14 protein-coding genes are annotated in these 15,508 nt (G+C 71.9%); 10 read left to right on the top strand and 4 right to left on the bottom strand.

Going from position 1 to position 15,508, the window contains the following annotated elements:
• Positions 1-167: 167 nt before the first annotated feature.
• Entirely contained in the window at positions 168-1,853 is a 1,686-nt protein-coding gene (locus NOO62_RS02105; RefSeq protein WP_321170548.1) for a PucR family transcriptional regulator, read from the bottom strand.
• A gap of 268 nt (positions 1,854-2,121) precedes the next feature.
• Between NOO62_RS02105 and NOO62_RS02100 the strand changes: the two genes are divergently transcribed.
• The 4 genes from NOO62_RS02100 (at position 2,122) to NOO62_RS02085 (ending at position 6,575) form a co-directional block, all read left to right on the top strand.
• The gene (locus NOO62_RS02100) at positions 2,122-3,264 is read left to right on the top strand and encodes a hypothetical protein (protein ID WP_268769163.1); all 1,143 of its coding nucleotides are present in this window, start codon (positions 2,122-2,124) and stop codon (positions 3,262-3,264) included.
• Between the two features lie 474 nt (positions 3,265-3,738).
• Positions 3,739-4,410 carry a response regulator gene (locus NOO62_RS02095; RefSeq protein WP_268769162.1) on the top strand — a complete coding sequence of 224 codons (672 nt, stop codon included), beginning with the start codon at positions 3,739-3,741 and terminating at the stop codon, positions 4,408-4,410.
• Positions 4,411-4,582: 172 nt separating this feature from the next.
• Positions 4,583-5,623: an SGNH/GDSL hydrolase family protein gene (locus NOO62_RS02090; protein WP_268769161.1), complete on the top strand. Its 1,041-nt coding sequence runs from the start codon at positions 4,583-4,585 to the stop codon at positions 5,621-5,623.
• A 190-nt stretch (positions 5,624-5,813) separates the two neighbouring features.
• A complete protein-coding gene (locus tag NOO62_RS02085) occupies positions 5,814-6,575 on the top strand; it encodes a hypothetical protein (protein WP_268769160.1) in 762 nt (253 codons plus the stop codon).
• A gap of 44 nt (positions 6,576-6,619) precedes the next feature.
• Here the strand turns inward: NOO62_RS02085 and NOO62_RS02080 are convergent, their stop codons facing one another.
• The 3 genes from NOO62_RS02080 to NOO62_RS02070 all read right to left on the bottom strand — a co-directional run bounded on the left by NOO62_RS02080 (position 6,620) and on the right by NOO62_RS02070 (position 10,399).
• Positions 6,620-7,978: a serine hydrolase domain-containing protein gene (locus NOO62_RS02080; protein WP_268769159.1), complete on the bottom strand. Its 1,359-nt coding sequence runs from the start codon at positions 7,976-7,978 to the stop codon at positions 6,620-6,622.
• A 223-nt stretch (positions 7,979-8,201) separates the two neighbouring features.
• Positions 8,202-9,311 carry a hypothetical protein gene (locus NOO62_RS02075; RefSeq protein ID WP_321170647.1) on the bottom strand — a complete coding sequence of 370 codons (1,110 nt, stop codon included), beginning with the start codon at positions 9,309-9,311 and terminating at the stop codon, positions 8,202-8,204.
• Between the two features lie 20 nt (positions 9,312-9,331).
• Positions 9,332-10,399: a hypothetical protein gene (locus NOO62_RS02070; protein ID WP_268769157.1), complete on the bottom strand. Its 1,068-nt coding sequence runs from the start codon at positions 10,397-10,399 to the stop codon at positions 9,332-9,334.
• Between the two features lie 285 nt (positions 10,400-10,684).
• Between NOO62_RS02070 and NOO62_RS02065 the strand changes: the two genes are divergently transcribed.
• The 6 genes from NOO62_RS02065 to NOO62_RS02040 all read left to right on the top strand — a co-directional run bounded on the left by NOO62_RS02065 (position 10,685) and on the right by NOO62_RS02040 (position 15,502).
• The gene (locus NOO62_RS02065; RefSeq protein ID WP_268769156.1) at positions 10,685-10,921 is read left to right on the top strand and encodes an acyl carrier protein; all 237 of its coding nucleotides are present in this window, start codon (positions 10,685-10,687) and stop codon (positions 10,919-10,921) included.
• A complete protein-coding gene (locus tag NOO62_RS02060) occupies positions 10,918-12,210 on the top strand; it encodes a beta-ketoacyl-[acyl-carrier-protein] synthase family protein (protein WP_268769155.1) in 1,293 nt (430 codons plus the stop codon). Before NOO62_RS02065 ends, NOO62_RS02060 begins: the two co-directional genes overlap by 4 nt.
• A 27-nt stretch (positions 12,211-12,237) precedes the next feature.
• The gene (locus NOO62_RS02055; protein ID WP_268769154.1) at positions 12,238-13,107 is read left to right on the top strand and encodes an alpha/beta fold hydrolase; all 870 of its coding nucleotides are present in this window, start codon (positions 12,238-12,240) and stop codon (positions 13,105-13,107) included.
• A 38-nt stretch (positions 13,108-13,145) separates the two neighbouring features.
• Positions 13,146-13,832, top strand: a complete 687-nt coding sequence (locus tag NOO62_RS02050; protein ID WP_268769153.1) for a helix-turn-helix transcriptional regulator — start codon at positions 13,146-13,148, stop codon at positions 13,830-13,832.
• Positions 13,833-13,864: 32 nt separating this feature from the next.
• Positions 13,865-14,365, top strand: a complete 501-nt coding sequence (locus tag NOO62_RS02045; protein ID WP_268769152.1) for a DUF3291 domain-containing protein — start codon at positions 13,865-13,867, stop codon at positions 14,363-14,365.
• Positions 14,366-14,461: 96 nt separating this feature from the next.
• On the top strand, positions 14,462-15,502 hold the full coding sequence (locus NOO62_RS02040; RefSeq protein WP_268769151.1) for a helix-turn-helix transcriptional regulator: 1,041 nt from the start codon (positions 14,462-14,464) through the stop codon (positions 15,500-15,502).
• The last annotated feature ends 6 nt before the right edge of the window (positions 15,503-15,508 follow it).

Raw genomic sequence — 15,508 nt, 5'->3', positions numbered from 1 at the left:
GTGGTGGGATGACCACGGATGACCACCACGCTAGGCAGGACGCCGGAAAGAGGGTTCGTACGAGGAGCACACGTATCGCGCTCACTTTCGTACGAGGGGCCGAAACGGTGGGAGCAGGGAGCAGGGAGCAGGGAGCGGGGAGCGCGGGTACGGGAAGCGGTCGGCGGTCAGCTGTCCGTGGGACGCCCCGGCCCTGACGCGCCGCCCCCGTCGTACGCCCCCATCAGCCGCAACTGCAGCATCGCGGCGAACCGCTCGGACGGATCCCGCAGATCGATCTGCCCCACTTCGGCGACGCGCCGGATCCGGTAGCGGAAGGTGTTGGGGTGGACGAAGACGCTCGCCGACGCGCCGATCACGTCGCCGAACGCGTCCAGCCACGCCCGCAGCGTCTCCACGAGGTGGGCGTTGTGCCGTCGGTCGTACGCCGTCAACCGGGCCAGCGGGCCCGACAGTTCGTCGCGGTTGGCGACCGCGAGGTCCCGCATCTCGAGCAGCAGCGCGTCGGTTTGGACGTCGGCGATGGCGGCGACGCGCCGGGTGCCGTCGCCGGGCCGGCCGGTGAGCACGCGCAGCGCGCGGTCCGCGTTCGTACGGGACCGGGCGAGGGCGGCGGGCTCCGGCGCCACGGAGCCGATGCCGACGACGGCGTCGCCGCGGTCGCCGGTGCGCCGGAGGAAGTTCTCCGCCACCTGTACGGCACGCTCCCGCGCTGCCGCCGAGTCGTCGGCGACGGGGAACAGCGCGTAGGCGACATCGCCGAGGAGCGCCACGGCCGAGCGCGGCTGGACCGCCGTCAGGTGCACGGCGAGCGCCGCGGCCAGCCGCTGCCGCTCGGCCGTGAGCCGGGCGTGGTCGCTGTCCGTCGCGTGGGCGGGCTCGAGCCCCATGGCAAGGACGAGGAGCGGTTCGTCGGCGAGCCCCAGCCGGCCGAGCGCCGCGACCGCTCCGGAGCCGCCCTCCAGCGCGGTCGTCACCAGGTCGGCGCGCAGCCGGTTCTCGGCGTCGGCGCCCGCCCGGAAGCGGAGCATGTGCAGGGCGACCAGCTTGGCCGCCTCCTTGAACGCCTCTTCCCGCTCCTCGGTGAGCGGTTCGCGCAGCGCCGCCCACACCGATCCGAGTACTTCGTCACCGGCCCGCACGGCGATCGCCACGCGTGGCAGCGCGACCTCGTCGCCCAGCGTCGGCGGCGGGATGCGGACGGGCCGGTCGCTGCGGTAGAGCTCCTTGAAGACGCCGTGCTCCTCGTGCACGCGCAGGTACCGCTCGGGCACGCGCCGGGCCAGGATGCTCGCCACCCGGGCCGGGTCCGCCTCGTCCTGCCGTCCGGAGAAGGCCAGGATGCGGGAGCGGCGGTCCTCGATGGTGATCGGCGCGTCAAGCAGGGTCGCGATCGCGTTGGCCAGCGCGAAAAGGTCCCCGGATGGCACGCCGCCCAGGGTCTGCTCCCCGGCGCCGCCCACGTCGCCCTCCGAAAGGAGGGTCCGCAGCATCGCCGCCAGCTGGGCCCAGGACGCCCCGCGCGTCAGCGCCAGCAACGCGATCCCGGTCTCTTCCGCCACGGCTTCCAGGGCCGCCGTCTCGACGGGCCCGCGCACGACCAGCGCGGCGGCGCCCGCGCCGGTCAGCGCGCGCATCAGCCGGGCGGTGTCCGCCGCCCCGTGCACACCGACGCCCAGCACGATGGCGCGCTCCGGGTAGTGCTGCTCGTCGTGCGGATCGTGGATGCCGACGCCGCCGAGCTCCGTCGCGGCCGCGGGGTCGCCGAGGAGCAGATCCAGGAGCGAGGGCCCGAGGTCCTCGAGCACCCGGCTCAGACCGCGGGCGGGGTGCGTCGACATGTGGCTGATCATCTCCGCAGGCTAGGGCCGGTGCGTTCCTGCGCATCCGTACGTGGCTACGAGATTACGCAACCGTTCCCGTACTCCCGGACGAACTCTCCCGGTCACGGCCCCGGAGCCGTCCCCACAACCACACCCACACCTCGCACGGGACCCCCGCCCGGTACGGTCACCCCACCGGCCCGCGCCCCGGCGGCCGCACTACGGGAAAATCCCGATGGGCGCGTCGAGCGTGAGATGCGGATACGGTGCTGACGTGATGATCGAGAGGGAGGGACCCATGCCTGGAACCGTGCTGCTCATCGCGGCCGCCCCGGTGGGCAAGGGACGCCTGGTGGACGCGGCTTCCGTGCTTCCCGTCCTCGCCGCGGTGCCCACGGAGACGCTCGCCGGGACGCCGACCGCGAGCATCGTGGAACTGGCGGACCCGCTGGACCCGCAGACCGTACTGACCCGGTTGAGAGCCGCGGCGATGACCCCCGGGCCTCTGACGGTCTACCTCATCGGTCAGGTCCACCTCGACCGGCGCCAGCGGCAGTTGCACGTCGCGCTCGCCCGCACCACCACGGCGACGGTGCGCTACACGGGCTTCCCGTGGCACTGGTTCACGCAGGAGCTGCGGCTCCGTCCGGCGGGCAGCACCACCGTGATCGCCGACCTGCACGCCGACACGGAGAGCTGGCAGGCCCTCACCGAACACCCCCTCGACGCGGGACCCGGCGTCGCGCTCCACGGCCGCATCGCCCCGCCCGCCCGGCGCCGTACGCCCGCGATTCCCGCGTACATGAAGGCCGTCGCGACGATCCTCCGCAGCGGCCACCGCCCGCCGCCCCTCCCGCTCCACCAGCAGGCCGCCGCCCAGGGCCTCGGCGACGGCGCCCCCGACCTGTTGCCGTACCACGACCCCGCCACGCCCCCGGCACCGCAACAGCAGCCTCCGCAGCCCGCCGACGCCCACATGGATCCGCACGCGGCGATCACCGCGGCCGTCGAAGCGGGCCGGCACGGCGAGGCGGCCTCGCTGGCGGCGTCCTGGGAACAGAGCGCGCTGCGCATGCACGGCCCCGGGTCCAAGGACGCCATCCACTGGATGGAAGTACGGGCGGACCTGGCGAGGTTCGCCGGTGACCTCGCGCGCAGCTGCGAAACGTGGCTCGCGGTGGCCTCCGCCCGCCTCACGTCGGGACAGGCCCCCGATTCCCCCGAGGTGGAAGCGGCGGCGGACCGCGCCCACCACCTCTGGGACCGCATCAAGGACGCCGAGGCGGTCCGCGCCCTGGGCCCCGCCCTGGTCACGCTGCGCCGTCAGGTCCCGGGCCGCCAACGCGGCACGCTCCTGCTCGCCCAGAGGCGACTGGAACAGTTCCACACACAGGGGAGCGGCTCCGGCTCAACCGGAAAGGGCGCGACAACTTCCGTGTAATGACCGGCCCCGGGCCCATGCCCGCGCGAGCTGGACATCGCGCTCGCCGCCGAAATCCCGCACGCGTCCCGACTCTGGCCGGAATACCACGAGTCGTACTACGGAACCTTCGTCCGCGACCCCGACGGGAACAACGGCGAGGCCGTCTGCCACCAGCCCTGAGGGCTGCGCGACGCCGACTGCGGGCGGCAGAGTCCCGATGCCGCGCACAACCACACGGTGGCCCGTTCCACGGCTGATAGAGCGCGCCCCTGGGCGGTCATGCGCCGAGGACGACCTCACATCTTCCCGCCCTGGTTCGTCAATACAGCGAGACAGCAGCAGCCCACACCCGCCTCCACCACCGTCCCCCGGCGGACGGATCCGCCCCCTGACGAGGTCGGCCCGCGCCGCGGTGGTCCAACCCTCCGCCCCACCACGCACCTCTCGCTGCCTGTCCCTTGCCGCTCGCCGCTCGCCTAGGGAGTAGACGCCATGAGCATCTCCGTGCTCCTCGTGGACACCGACGCATTGTTGCGCACCTGCTGTGCCACGCTGCTCGCCGCGCAGCCGGACATAGCGGTGGTCGGGGAGGCCGGAGACGGTGCCCGGGCCGTGGAACTCGCCGAGCGGCTCCGCCCGGACGTCGTCCTGATGAACCCACAGCTGCCCACCATGAGCGGCATCGAGGCGACCCGGCGCATCACGGCCCGCCCCCAACTGTCCGGCGTACGCGTCCTCGCGATGGCCGCGCCGACCGCGGACTCGCAGGTGTTCGACGCGCTCGCGGCGCACGCCTGCGGGTTCCTGTTCCAGGACGCGGAACCGGACGAGCTGTTACGCGCGATCCGCGTGGTCTCCCAGGGGCAGGCGCACCTGTCTCCCCGCATCGTGCAGCGGGTCATCGACGAATGCGTCCTGCGGGACCGCGCCCCCGGCATCCCCCTGGACGGCCTCACTCCGCGCGAGCGGGAGATGCTGGTGCTGATCGGCACCGGCCTCTCCAACCAGGAGATCGCCGACAAGCAGTTCATCTCCTGCACGACGGCCAAGACCCGCGCCTGCCGCATCATGGCCAAACTGGGCGCCAGGAACCGGGTGGAGCTCGTCTCCATCGCCTACCAGTGGGGGCTGGTCCGCCGCAGGTCGGTGCCGCTGGGCGGCTGACGGATCCGCGACGGCCCCACCGATGCGAAGTATGTGATTAATAGCTAGATCGGGGCTGGTAGGACCGATACGCCACGAAGGCGGTGCGACAGCGTGGATCGTCTTGATCGACACGCTTGCGCCCTGGGCCGTCCATCGATCCGGGGCGTCTCTCGCTGATCCCGGAGGATCCATGCGACACCCTGTTTCCCGCCTGCGCACGCGAGCCCTGGCCGTGGGACTCGTACTGACCGCGGCCGCGTTCGTACCCTCGGGCGCCGCCGGTGCGGCTGCCGCCGACGCGTACGAGTGGGTCGCGCTGGGCGACTCGTACACCGCCGGCGGCTTCGTCGGCGAGCCGCTGCCCGCGCTGGGGGACGCCTCGCGGGACGGCTGCGACCGCACCACCGAGGCCTACCCCGCCCTCGTCGACCGTGAGCTCGCCGAATTCCCGCCCGGCCTGCCCGTCAACCTGACCGACGTCAGCTGCGGCAACGCCGCCATCGACCACATCGCCAACACGAAGCAGACGCCGATCAGTCCGGTGCAGCCGCCCGAAGGCGGCTGGCCCGCGGTGGACACGCAGATCGAGCGGGCGGGCCTCAACAGTGAGACCGACGTCGTCACCGTCGGGGTCGGCGGCAACAGCCTGCCCTTCGGCGACATGCTGGGCGAGTGCCTGAAGCTGGGCACGATCGGCAAGTCCTGCCGCGACCACTACACCGACCCGGAGGGGGAGGAGAGCATCGACGAGAGGCTCCAGCGGGTGGAGCAGGAGTACATCGGCATGCTGGTCAAGGTGCACGATGCCGCCCCCAACGCGAAAGTGATCACGGTCGGCTATCCGGCAGTCCTGCCGGAGGACGGCAGCGCCTGCAACCGCCTCGCCCTCACCGAACTCGGCGGGATCACCCACGCCGACGTCGACTGGCTCCGGGAAGACGTCCTCAAGAAGCTGAACGCCACGATCCAGCGGGACGCGGGCTTCTTCGGGGACCAGTACGTCGACGTCTACTCCTCCAGTGTCGGCCACGACGCCTGCCAACCGGCCGACACCAAGTGGATCGAGGGAGTCTGCGGTGACGCCCCGGACTACTGGCCCACCAAGGTCGGGGTGCTGAACTGCGCCATCATCGGCAAGCGCGTCACCCTGGTCCATCCCAACGCCGAGGGGCACGCCAACACCGCGCAGCACGTCGAGCGAGCCGTCCGCATCGCCCTCCTCGACCGGTAACGCCGGGCCTCGACCCCAGAGCCCCGGGGCAGCCTGTCGGCCACCGGGGCTTGATACGGGTGTGCCACCTGGGGCCCACGCACACTAGAGTGCCGCGGACGCGCGCGGACACACCAGTTGAGGCCGACGCACCCGCGAAGCCCCCTCAGCACCCAGTCCCCCAGCCCTCCAGACAGGAGCCCCACCCCTCATGAAGAGGACCCGAACCACCGCCTTGGCCGCGCCCGCTCTCGTCCTGGTGTCAGCCATGACCCTCAGCGCCTGCGGAGACTCGGACTCGTCTTCCTCCTCTTCCAAGGACACCTCCGCCTCCACCGGCACGTCGAAGGATTCCGCTCAGTCACCGGAGAAGCCGGCGGACCCGGCCGCGGAGCTGCGCCGTGCCGCGCTCACCGAGAACGAGGTCAAGGGGTTCACGGTCAAGAAGCCGGAAGCCAAGTACGCGTTCGCCGCGTCCCAGGACCAGATGAAGGTCGACAAAGCCGCCTGCGCCCCGGTCGCCTACGCGACCAACCAACTCCCTCTCGGCACCCCGAAGGCCGACCTGATCCGTCTCGCCACAGGAGCCAAGGGACCCGGCGACTTCACCTACGTCACGCTCGCCGCCTACGGGAGCGGCGAGGCGAAGTCCACCCTCGCCGAGCTGTCCAAGGCCATCCGCTCCTGCGGCACGGGCTTCTCCGCCAAGGCGGGCCGCAACACCGGCTCGTACTCCTCGATCACCGCCGAGACGGCCCCCAAGCCGGCCGGTGCCGACGAGTCCCTCGCCTTCAAGGTCACGACAAAGTACGAGGGCATGACCCACACGATGCGCGCCCAGGCGGCCCGCCACGGCGACACCATCGCGCTCTACTACGCGGTGGACGGCATGGCCTTCACCCAGGCCCGCCCGGGCAACGCGAAGGTCGGCAAGGCAGTGGTGGACACGCAGAGCGCGAAGCTGGCGCGGTAACACGACCCACCGAGCTGTCTCTCGGCGGGACCCCGGGCCGTCGCCTAGCGCCGCAGCCGCTCCGGGGCGAGAAGACGATCAGGCAGCGGCGATGCGCCCAGGCCCCGCTTCGGCGGCGTGCCGCCGCTCACCGCTTCGTCCATGTACGTGGACAGTGCCTGGCCGATCGGGTTCGGCAGTGGCTTGCCGGTGTCGTCGAAGCGTTCGTACTTCATCAGGTTGTAGCCGATCGCGGCCTGGCGGTGCCCGTCCTCCGTGGACAGCGCCCACGTCCCCGCTCCGAAGACCCCGCCGTCGTGACCCCAATACCAGCCGCCGCTGGGCATCTTGAGGGTGTACAGGCCGAGGCCGTACCGGAGCGCGACCTCCTGTCCCGGCTCCGGCTCGTACGCGGGCACCGTGGTCTTCATCTCCCGCAGCTCCGCCGCGCCCAGCAGCTTTCCGGTCAGGAGCCGGCGGTAGAAGTCGTTGAGGTCGGTCGTCGTGGAGACCATCGCCCCGGCCGTCCCGGCCCAGGACATGTCGTAGACGCTGTAGTCGCGTGCCGGTTCGATGGTGCCGTAGAACGACTCGTACATCTTGGCGTGCGGTCCCGATATGCGGGCGGAGCGCGGGAAGTACGTGTGCCGCAGGCCGGCTCTGCGGATGACGTTCTTCGTGATGTACGCCTCCGGGTCCTGTCCCGTGACCTTCTTCAGCAGCAGCCCGGCGATGATGTAGTTCGTGTTCGCGTACGCGTGCGTGCCGCGCGGCGCCGCGGGCTCGGCCGCCAGGCCCAGGCGGACCAGTTCCTCCGAGGCCGCCTTGCGGAACCGGTTGTCGTCCAGCGCCTTTTGGGGGTCGGTCAGTATGCCGGGGAACGCGGGCACTATGTAGTCCGCGATGCCACTCGTGTGGTTCAGCAGCATCCGCACCGTCACCTTCCGGCCCCGCTCGCCCGGCACCAGTTCCGGCAGGTACTCGCCGATCGGGGCGTCCAGGTCGATCCGGCCCCTGGCGACCTGCTGGAGCACGGCCACCGACGTGAAGGTCTTGGTGATGCTGCCTATGCGGTGCTCGAAGTCGGGGCCCACCGGCCGGCCGGTGTCGATGTCGGCGACGCCCGCCGCGCCCCGCCACTGCTGAGAGCCCTCCCTGACCGACGAATAGGCCCCGTACATCCCCGCCTCGTGGAACGCCTCGAGCGAGGCTCGCAGCGCCTTCCGGTCGAGGTGGGGCGCTGTGGTGGCGGTGGCGGTGGCAGTAGCGGCGGCAGCGGGTGTGGGGGCTGCCGCCTGTGCGGGCAGCGTGGCGGTCGCCGCGAGCGACAGCAGAGCCGCCGATGTCACCGTGGCCAGACGCGCTCTCCGGGCGGCGGGATGGGGGCGGGGGCGGTTCGGGTGGGTCGTGGTGGTGGTACGCATGGAGGGATTCCGTCTCATCAAAGGTGCGTCGAGAGGTGACATCAGGGGTGCGTCACCATGGGCGCGTCATCAGGAGTGCGTCGTGCGCGAGGCACGACGACGATCCGTCCATCCTCTACGCGCGACACACCCCCGCCCCTCCACCCTCCGAACGACCTTCTGCACAAGAAGAGATGACGTTTGTCAGGTTCGGCCGCCCCACGGACGAGTTGGCCGAGCAGGCTCAGTCGAACCGCAGGATGCGCGGCGCGAACGTACCCTCCGGCCCGGCGGCCCTGCCGACCGCCCAGACCGACTCCGTGCCCGGCACCGGCGCCAGTTGCAGCACCGAGGAGTCGCCCTCACCGGCCACCGCCGGTTCGCTGTACTCGGCGAAGGACTCCCCGTCCCAGGCGAGGAAGTCCGGCCCGGGCACGAGCGGAGGGTACGTGCCCGGCGGGCCCCACTTCTGCGAGCGGGCCACCGAGACCCAGCCCAGCTTGCCGGACGCGGACGGTGCCAGTGAGGTGATCGTGCCGAAGTTCGTGGGGACGGTCACCCTGCTCCACGACTCCCCGTCCCACCGGACCAGCAACGGCGGAATCGGCTTGCCGACCGGGCCGCCGACGAACCCGGCCGTGCCACCCGCCCACACCTCCGTCGGCGAGGTCGCGAGCACCGTGCCCACGCCCGCCCGCGGAAACCCGTCCACGACCGTCTGCTGCCACGCCTTGCCGTCCCAGTGCGACACGGTCGCCCCCGACCCGCTGGAGCCCGCCGCCCAGACGTCGTCAGCCGCCAGGATGTGCAGGCCGTACACCGCCCCGGGCGGCACCGGCAGGTCCCGCCAGCCGCCGCCGTCCCGGCGCAGCAGCACCTGCGCGCCCTCCCGCGAACCGAGCAGCCACGTCTCGCCGCCCCCGGCCACGACCTTGGTCAGCACGACACCGCGCGGCGCCCTGCTCTCGCGCCACTCCTTGCCGTCGAATCGGAGCAGCCGTGCGCCGCCCGCCGAGTCCCGCCCGACCGCCCAGGCCGCCGTCGCCGAGTTGGCGGCGATGGACAGCAGCTCACCCTGCCAGTCCACCCCGGGCAGGCCCTGGCGCTGCCAGGCGGTGCCGTCCCAGCGCAGCACCAGCGGGAACCCCGGCGCCTCACGGCCGACGGCGTCGGCGCCCACCGCCCACGCCCGGTCAGGGCCGAACGCCACGGCCTCGTTCAGGCCGGCCTGCGGACGCACCTGTGCCGGGACCGGCACGTGCTGCCAGGAGCGGAGCTCCGCCGCGGCCGATGACATGACGGCCACGCCGGTCATGGCGACGGCGAGGGCGGCGACAACGAGACGGCGGCCCAAGGGGAGTTGACGTCTGCCGGTCATGGTCGGCCTCCCAGCCGCTCGCTCATCGGATTCGGTTTCGAGCCGTAGATCTCCACGGTCCCGAAGGAGAGCAGTGAGGCCCCCGCCGTCGCCAGCGCCCGCGGTTTGACGTCGATGGCGTTCGTCCGTTCAGGGCCGTAGGAGAAGGTGATGCGACGGCCGTCCACCCGCGCGTACTTCGACTGGAACGCCCGGTCGCTGCGCACCGGCAGCCACAGCGCGCCGTCGGGGCCGCGCACCATGGCGGAGGTGTACGCATCGCCCAGCGCCGGGTACGTCGTGCGCCAGTCGTGCCCGTTCCAGGCCATGAGGTAGGTGCGGTTCACGCCGTCCGTGTACTGGCTGCCGACGATCGTCATCCTGCCGGACGGTTCGAGCAGCATCGTGTGGACGTTGCTGTTCGTCGGCAGCGGCACCTTCGCGTCCCGCCACTCCGTGCCGTCCCAGCGCAGAACGGTCGTCCCGGCTCCGGTGCTCGTGTCGGCCCACGCCCAGGCGTCGGTGGCCGTACGGGCGGTGATCCCCATCAGGAACAGCACGCCGTCCGGGGTGGGCTGCACTGTCCAGCGGACACCGTCGTAGTGCAGCACCTTCAGTCCGGTGCTGTCCTCGCCGACCACCCACGCGGCACCCGGTACGGCGACGAAGTCCTGGTACGTCCACAGGGTTTGGGGCAGCGGTACGGTGCTCCACCCGCCCGCCGCCGACCGGCGCAGAATCTCCCCGGCCCCGTCCCGCGTACGGAAGATCCACGTCTCCTCGCCGACGAACTGCACCTTCCCGAGGCGGCCTGGCTCACCGGCACCGGGGAACGTCGTGTCCCGGCTCCATGTCGCGCCGTCCCATCGGTACAGCATCGGGCGCGAGACGTCGGCGGCCTGCTCGGCCCCGGTCGCCCACGCCTCGCCCGGCCCGCGTGCGGCGAGATCGGACACGGACACGGGCGGGGCGGCCGCAGGCACCGGCAGCGCCGACCAGGCCGCGTGCGCCGCCGCGCCGGGCTCCACGGCCACGGCCGGCGACACGACCGCAGCCGGTGACACCACCGCGGCGCACGCGATCACCCCGCAGACGATGACCGTTCGGAGAGTGCGAAGAGTACGGAGACCATTCACGAGACCCCCAGGACGCGAAGGTCGCACAGCTTATTGGCATGCACACGCCCGTGGGTAGGCGGCATTCGGCCGACCCGCCGTCAGCGCAGAACAGCGGCACCCCGCGACTTCCCGCGGCATATGCGAACGCCGCGTCGGCGCAGGGGAATGCACACCCCGCCACCCGTGACCCGTGACCTCCCGTGCGGTGGCGCGTTCCCCAGTCGACCATCGCGACCAAGGAGCGGTACCGACGTGGAAGCAACTGAGCGTGTGACGGTTCTTTTGCAGAAGAACTTCGGGGTCCGTCTCGACGACGTGTCCTCGGACGCCCCCCTTTACCAACTGTCCATCGACTCCCTCGCGCTGGAGGAACTACTCCTGCAGATCGAGGACGAGTGCGCCATCGATCTGGCAGACAAGACCCTCTCCTCGCGCGACACCGTCGCCACGCTCATGGCTGTCGTACGCCAGAGGGCAGGGTCGGCATGACAGCACTGAACGCGAACCCGCATGCGAACGCGGCTGCGGCTGCGGCGGCGACACGGGAACCCGCCGCGGTCGCCGTCACCGGTGTCGGTCTGGTGACCGCCGCCGGCGTCGGCGTGAAGCACACCTGGCATCAGGTCACCAACGCCACCACGCCCCAAGGAGTGCGGCGGCCGGACTCGTTGCAGGACCTGCCCTGCGACTTCATGTACACCATCGACGACGGCGACCTCGACGTCGACGCCGTGCTCGGCGTGGCCAGTCACCGGCTCATGGACCGCTTCGCCCAGCTGGCCGTCGTCGCGGCCCGGGAGGCCGTGGCGGACGCAGGGCTCGGGCCCGACGTGTGGGACAGCGCTCGCGTCGCGGTGGTCGTCGGCTCCGCCCACGGCGGCCTGACCTTCTACGACGAGCAGCACCGCGTCCTCACCGAGCGCGGCCCCCGCCGGGTCTCCCCGAGGATGGCGCCGCTGACCGTCGTCAACGGGGCGGCGGGCAGCATCGCCCGGGACCTCGGCACCCGCGGGCCCAGCCTCGCGGTGGCCACGGCCTGCTCCTCCGGCACCGACGCGATCGGCACCGCCCTGCAGTTGCTGCGCGCGGGAGCCTGCGACATCGCCGTCGCGGGCGGCGCGGAGTCCATGGCCTCCCGGGCCGTCTTCGCCGGTACGTGCAACGCGAAGGCGCTGTCCACCCGTACGACGGACCCCGCCGCCGCCTGCCGTCCCTTCGACGTCGACAGGGACGGGTTCGTGGTGGGGGAGGGGGCCGGGATCCTCGTCCTCGAACGTGCGGAGCACGCCAGGGCCCGCGGCGCCAAGGCTCGTGCCACCGTCCGCGGGTACGGGGCGGCCACCTCCAGCGAGGCTTCCTCGCCCGTCGCCCCGAGCGAAGCAGGCATCGAGCTGGCGCTGCGCGCCGCGCTGACCGACGCGGACGTGGCTCCGCGCGACGTCGGCCACGTCAACGCCCACGGCACGTCCACCGTCATGAACGACCTCGTGGAAGCCGCCGTACTGCACCGCGTCCTGGGCGAGGGCCCGTTGGTGACCTCCACCAAGTCCATGACCGGACACACGCTGGGCGCCGCCGGCGGCATCGAGGCCGTGTTCACCGTCCTCGCTCTGGAGGAGCAGCTGGTGCCGGCCACCGTGAACCTCCGGACGCAGGACCCGCGCGTGCCGGTCGAAGTGGTGGCCGAGACCGCCAGGCCCGCCCGCCTGGACTGTGCCGTCAGTACGTCGCTCGGCTTCGGCGGGCACAACTCCGTACTCGTCCTCGCCCGAGACTGATCGCCCGAGACTGAACCGGAAAGAAGCATGATCGAGGAATACGTCCGCACAGTGACTGCCCACGGGGTGCCGTACACCTACCGTGTGCTGCGGCAGTCGGACCCCGCCACGGAGATGCTCGGCGAGCCGTCCGCCGAGCCCGTCATCGCGCTGGGCGGAGTGCTGGAGGGCCTGTACGACTGGGCGTATCTGGAGGGGGTCGTCCTGCCGAGGGCGAGCCTGGTCACCGTGGACCTGCCGGGCCTCGACCCCGCCGCGTTCCAGGGCGGGGACGGCCTCGACCTCCTCTGCGAAGGACTCGCGAGCATCGTCGAGGACCTCGGCGCCGCCCGCGTCAACCTGTACGGCTACTCGCTGGGCGCGGCCGTCGCGCTCCAGTACACGCAGGGCCACCCCGAGCGCGTCGCACGGCTGCTCCTCGGCGGCGTCCCCGGCGACGTCACCGAAGAGATCGGGACTCACCTGCGCACCGCCGTCGGCTGCGCCAGGGCCGGCGACGCCGACGGTTTCGCCGCCCTGATGGCCGACGGGCTGCTGTGCCTCGACGAGAGCCACCATGTCCACCGTCGCGAACTGACCCGCAGGTATCTGCGGCGCTTCATGCGCAACGCGGCACAGGTGCCGCGCAAGGTCGACCTGCTGGCCACCGCTCTGATCACCCGGCACCGCCCCCTGCACGGCGGCTTGTCCGGGGTTCCCACGCTGGTCTTCAGCGGCGACCACGATCACCTCAACCCGCCCGAGCGGCAATTGGTCTTCGCCGCGACGATCGAGGGCAGCAGGTTCGTCACGTTTCCCGACTGCGACCACATGCTGCCGTTGCAGCGCCCCGAGGTGGTCACGTCCCTCGTGGCCTCGTTCCTCCTGGACGAGCCGGCGGCCCACGCCTCCGGCTGAGGAACGTCTCCCACCGGTGTTGTTCCTAGAATGGCCAGGTGGAGGACATCGACGCGATCGCGGCGCTGCAGGATCCGGTGCGGCGTCGCCTGTACGAGTACGTGGCGGGGCAAGGCCGTGAGGTCGGGCGCAACGAGGCCGCGGAGGCGACCGGAGTGGCCCGCACGCTCGCGGCGCACCACCTGGACAAGCTGGCCGCTGCTGGGCTCCTGGAGAGCGGCAGCCGCCGCCTGACGGGCCGTTCGGGGCCGGGGGCGGGCCGCCCCGCCAAGGTCTACACGCGGTCGCGGGCCGAACGGTCCGTCTCGCTGCCCGCCCGCGACTACCGCACCGCCGCCGAACTGCTCGCCGAGGCCGCCGAAGAGGCCGGTCTGGACGCCGGGCTCTGCGCGGCGGCCCGCCGTCGGGGCGAGGCCCTGCGCGGCTCGGCCGAGCCCTGCGACGACCTCGACGCGGCCATGGAGCTGCTGGCCGCGCGCGGCTACGAGCCGCACATCGAAGGTTCGGAGGACGAGGCGGGCGGCGGGGCGGCGGCCCGCGTCGTCCGCATGCGCAACTGCCCCTTCCACGCTGTCGCCGAGCGCTTCCCGCCGTTGGTCTGCGGCATGAATCTCGCGCTGCTCGAAGGGCTGATCGGCGCGGACGGGGCCGTGCGCGCGCGGATGGACGCCCGGCCCGGGGAGTGCTGCGTGATCCTCGAACCTTCTAAAAACAATATTGATTGACATAGAAAAGCGGCTCGTGCTGGGATGAGGGCATGACCTCAGCCACGCCTGCCGCCCACCTCGCCGAGCTCAACCTCGCCAAGCTCCTGCACCCCCTGGACGACCCGCGCACGGCGTCGTTCGTCGAGCAGCTCAACCCCGTCAACGCCGCCGCCGACGGCGCGCCCGGATTCGTGTGGCGGCTCGTCGAGGAGGGGGCGCCCGACGCCACCGCGCTGCGTCCGGCGGGCGAGGACGTCATCGTCACCATGTCGGTCTGGGAGACCCCTGAGGCCCTGTGGGAATTCACGTACCGCAGCGGGCACTTGGAGGTGATGCGGCGGCGACGCGAATGGTTCGACCGGCACGTCGAGTCGGACCTGGTGCTGTGGTGGGTGCCCGCCGGACACGTCCCTACGGTGGACGAGGGGCTGGAGCGGCTGGCGCACTTGCAGGCGAACGGTCCTTCTCCGCGGGCGTTCACTTTCGCCTCCAGCTACACGGCGGCCGAGGCCGCCGAATCCCTGGAGGCCGCGGCCGTCCCGACCGCCTAGGGACCGGCGGGCCCGCTGTTCGCGCACTACCGGACGTAACGTCAAGGCACGGAAAAACCGTGGCAGTTGCACGGGCGCAGCTGCCACGCTCGACCCATGGTCTTGGGGGCGGGTTCCGTGGACGCGGTGAGCCGCGCCGTGCCGGAGGCGGCGGCGCGAGCGCGGACCGTGGCGGAGCTGGGCAGCGTACTGTCACAGCACCTCGGCAGGGTCCTGCCGCACGACGGATACCTGCTCTCCGGGTTCGACCCCGTCACGGGCGCGCGCTGCTTTCTCGCCTGCGAGAACAGCTACAGCAGCCGCGCACGGCGCCGGATGGACCGGGCGAACGCCCTCGGCCGGACCCGCAGGCCCGTCGCCGATCTCCTCCACGGCCCCTGCCCGGCCGTCGTGCTCGGCGCGGGAGCGCAGGATCCGTGCCCCGACACGCGTCGACTGCACGGCATCATGGCGGCCGACGACTACGGCAGCGAGCTGTGCATCGCCCTGTCCCGACGCGGCGTCGCCCGGGGCGCGTTGGTGCTGCTGCGGGAGCGGGGCGCCAGACCCTTCTCACCGTCGGAGACCGTACGCGCCGCGGAACTGGCGGAGCCGCTCGCCTCGGCCGTGACGCGGTACGTGACGGACAAACCGCTGCGACCCCGGGAAGTCCATCTGCCGCCGGCCATCGTCGTCATCGGCAAGAACGACGAGATCGCCGGGGCGACGCCGACAGGACGCGACGCGCTGCGCGGGATCCTGCCCGGCGTCTACCCGGCCAGTGACCAGGAGCTGTTCAGCTTCATCTGGCACATCACCTACACCGCCCGGCGCACGGGCATGCCCGCGATCACACGAGCCCCCACGCCTCTGGGCTGGTTCTCGCTCCAGGCGCACCCGCTCGACGGCGCGATGACGGGCGACGTCGTGGTCACCCTCCAGCCCGCCCCGGCCGCGGAACTGCTGCCCGCGCTCGCCCAGTGGTACGGCATCTCGCCCAGGGAACGGATGGTCGTCGAGCAGGCGCTTCGAGGACTCGCCGCCAAACAGATCGCACGCCGCCTCGACCTGTCACCGCACACCGTGAACGACCACTTCAAGGCGGTCTACCGCAAGACCGGCGTGACCGGCAGGGAGGAACTGATCGCCTGCCTGTGACGACGG

The organism is Streptomyces sp. Je 1-369 (assembly GCF_026810505.1).
In the GTDB taxonomy this organism is placed as follows: Bacteria; Actinomycetota; Actinomycetes; order Streptomycetales; family Streptomycetaceae; genus Streptomyces.
The sequence above is the reverse complement of the archived record's forward strand: the minus strand, read 5'-3'. Positions and strand labels throughout refer to the sequence as shown.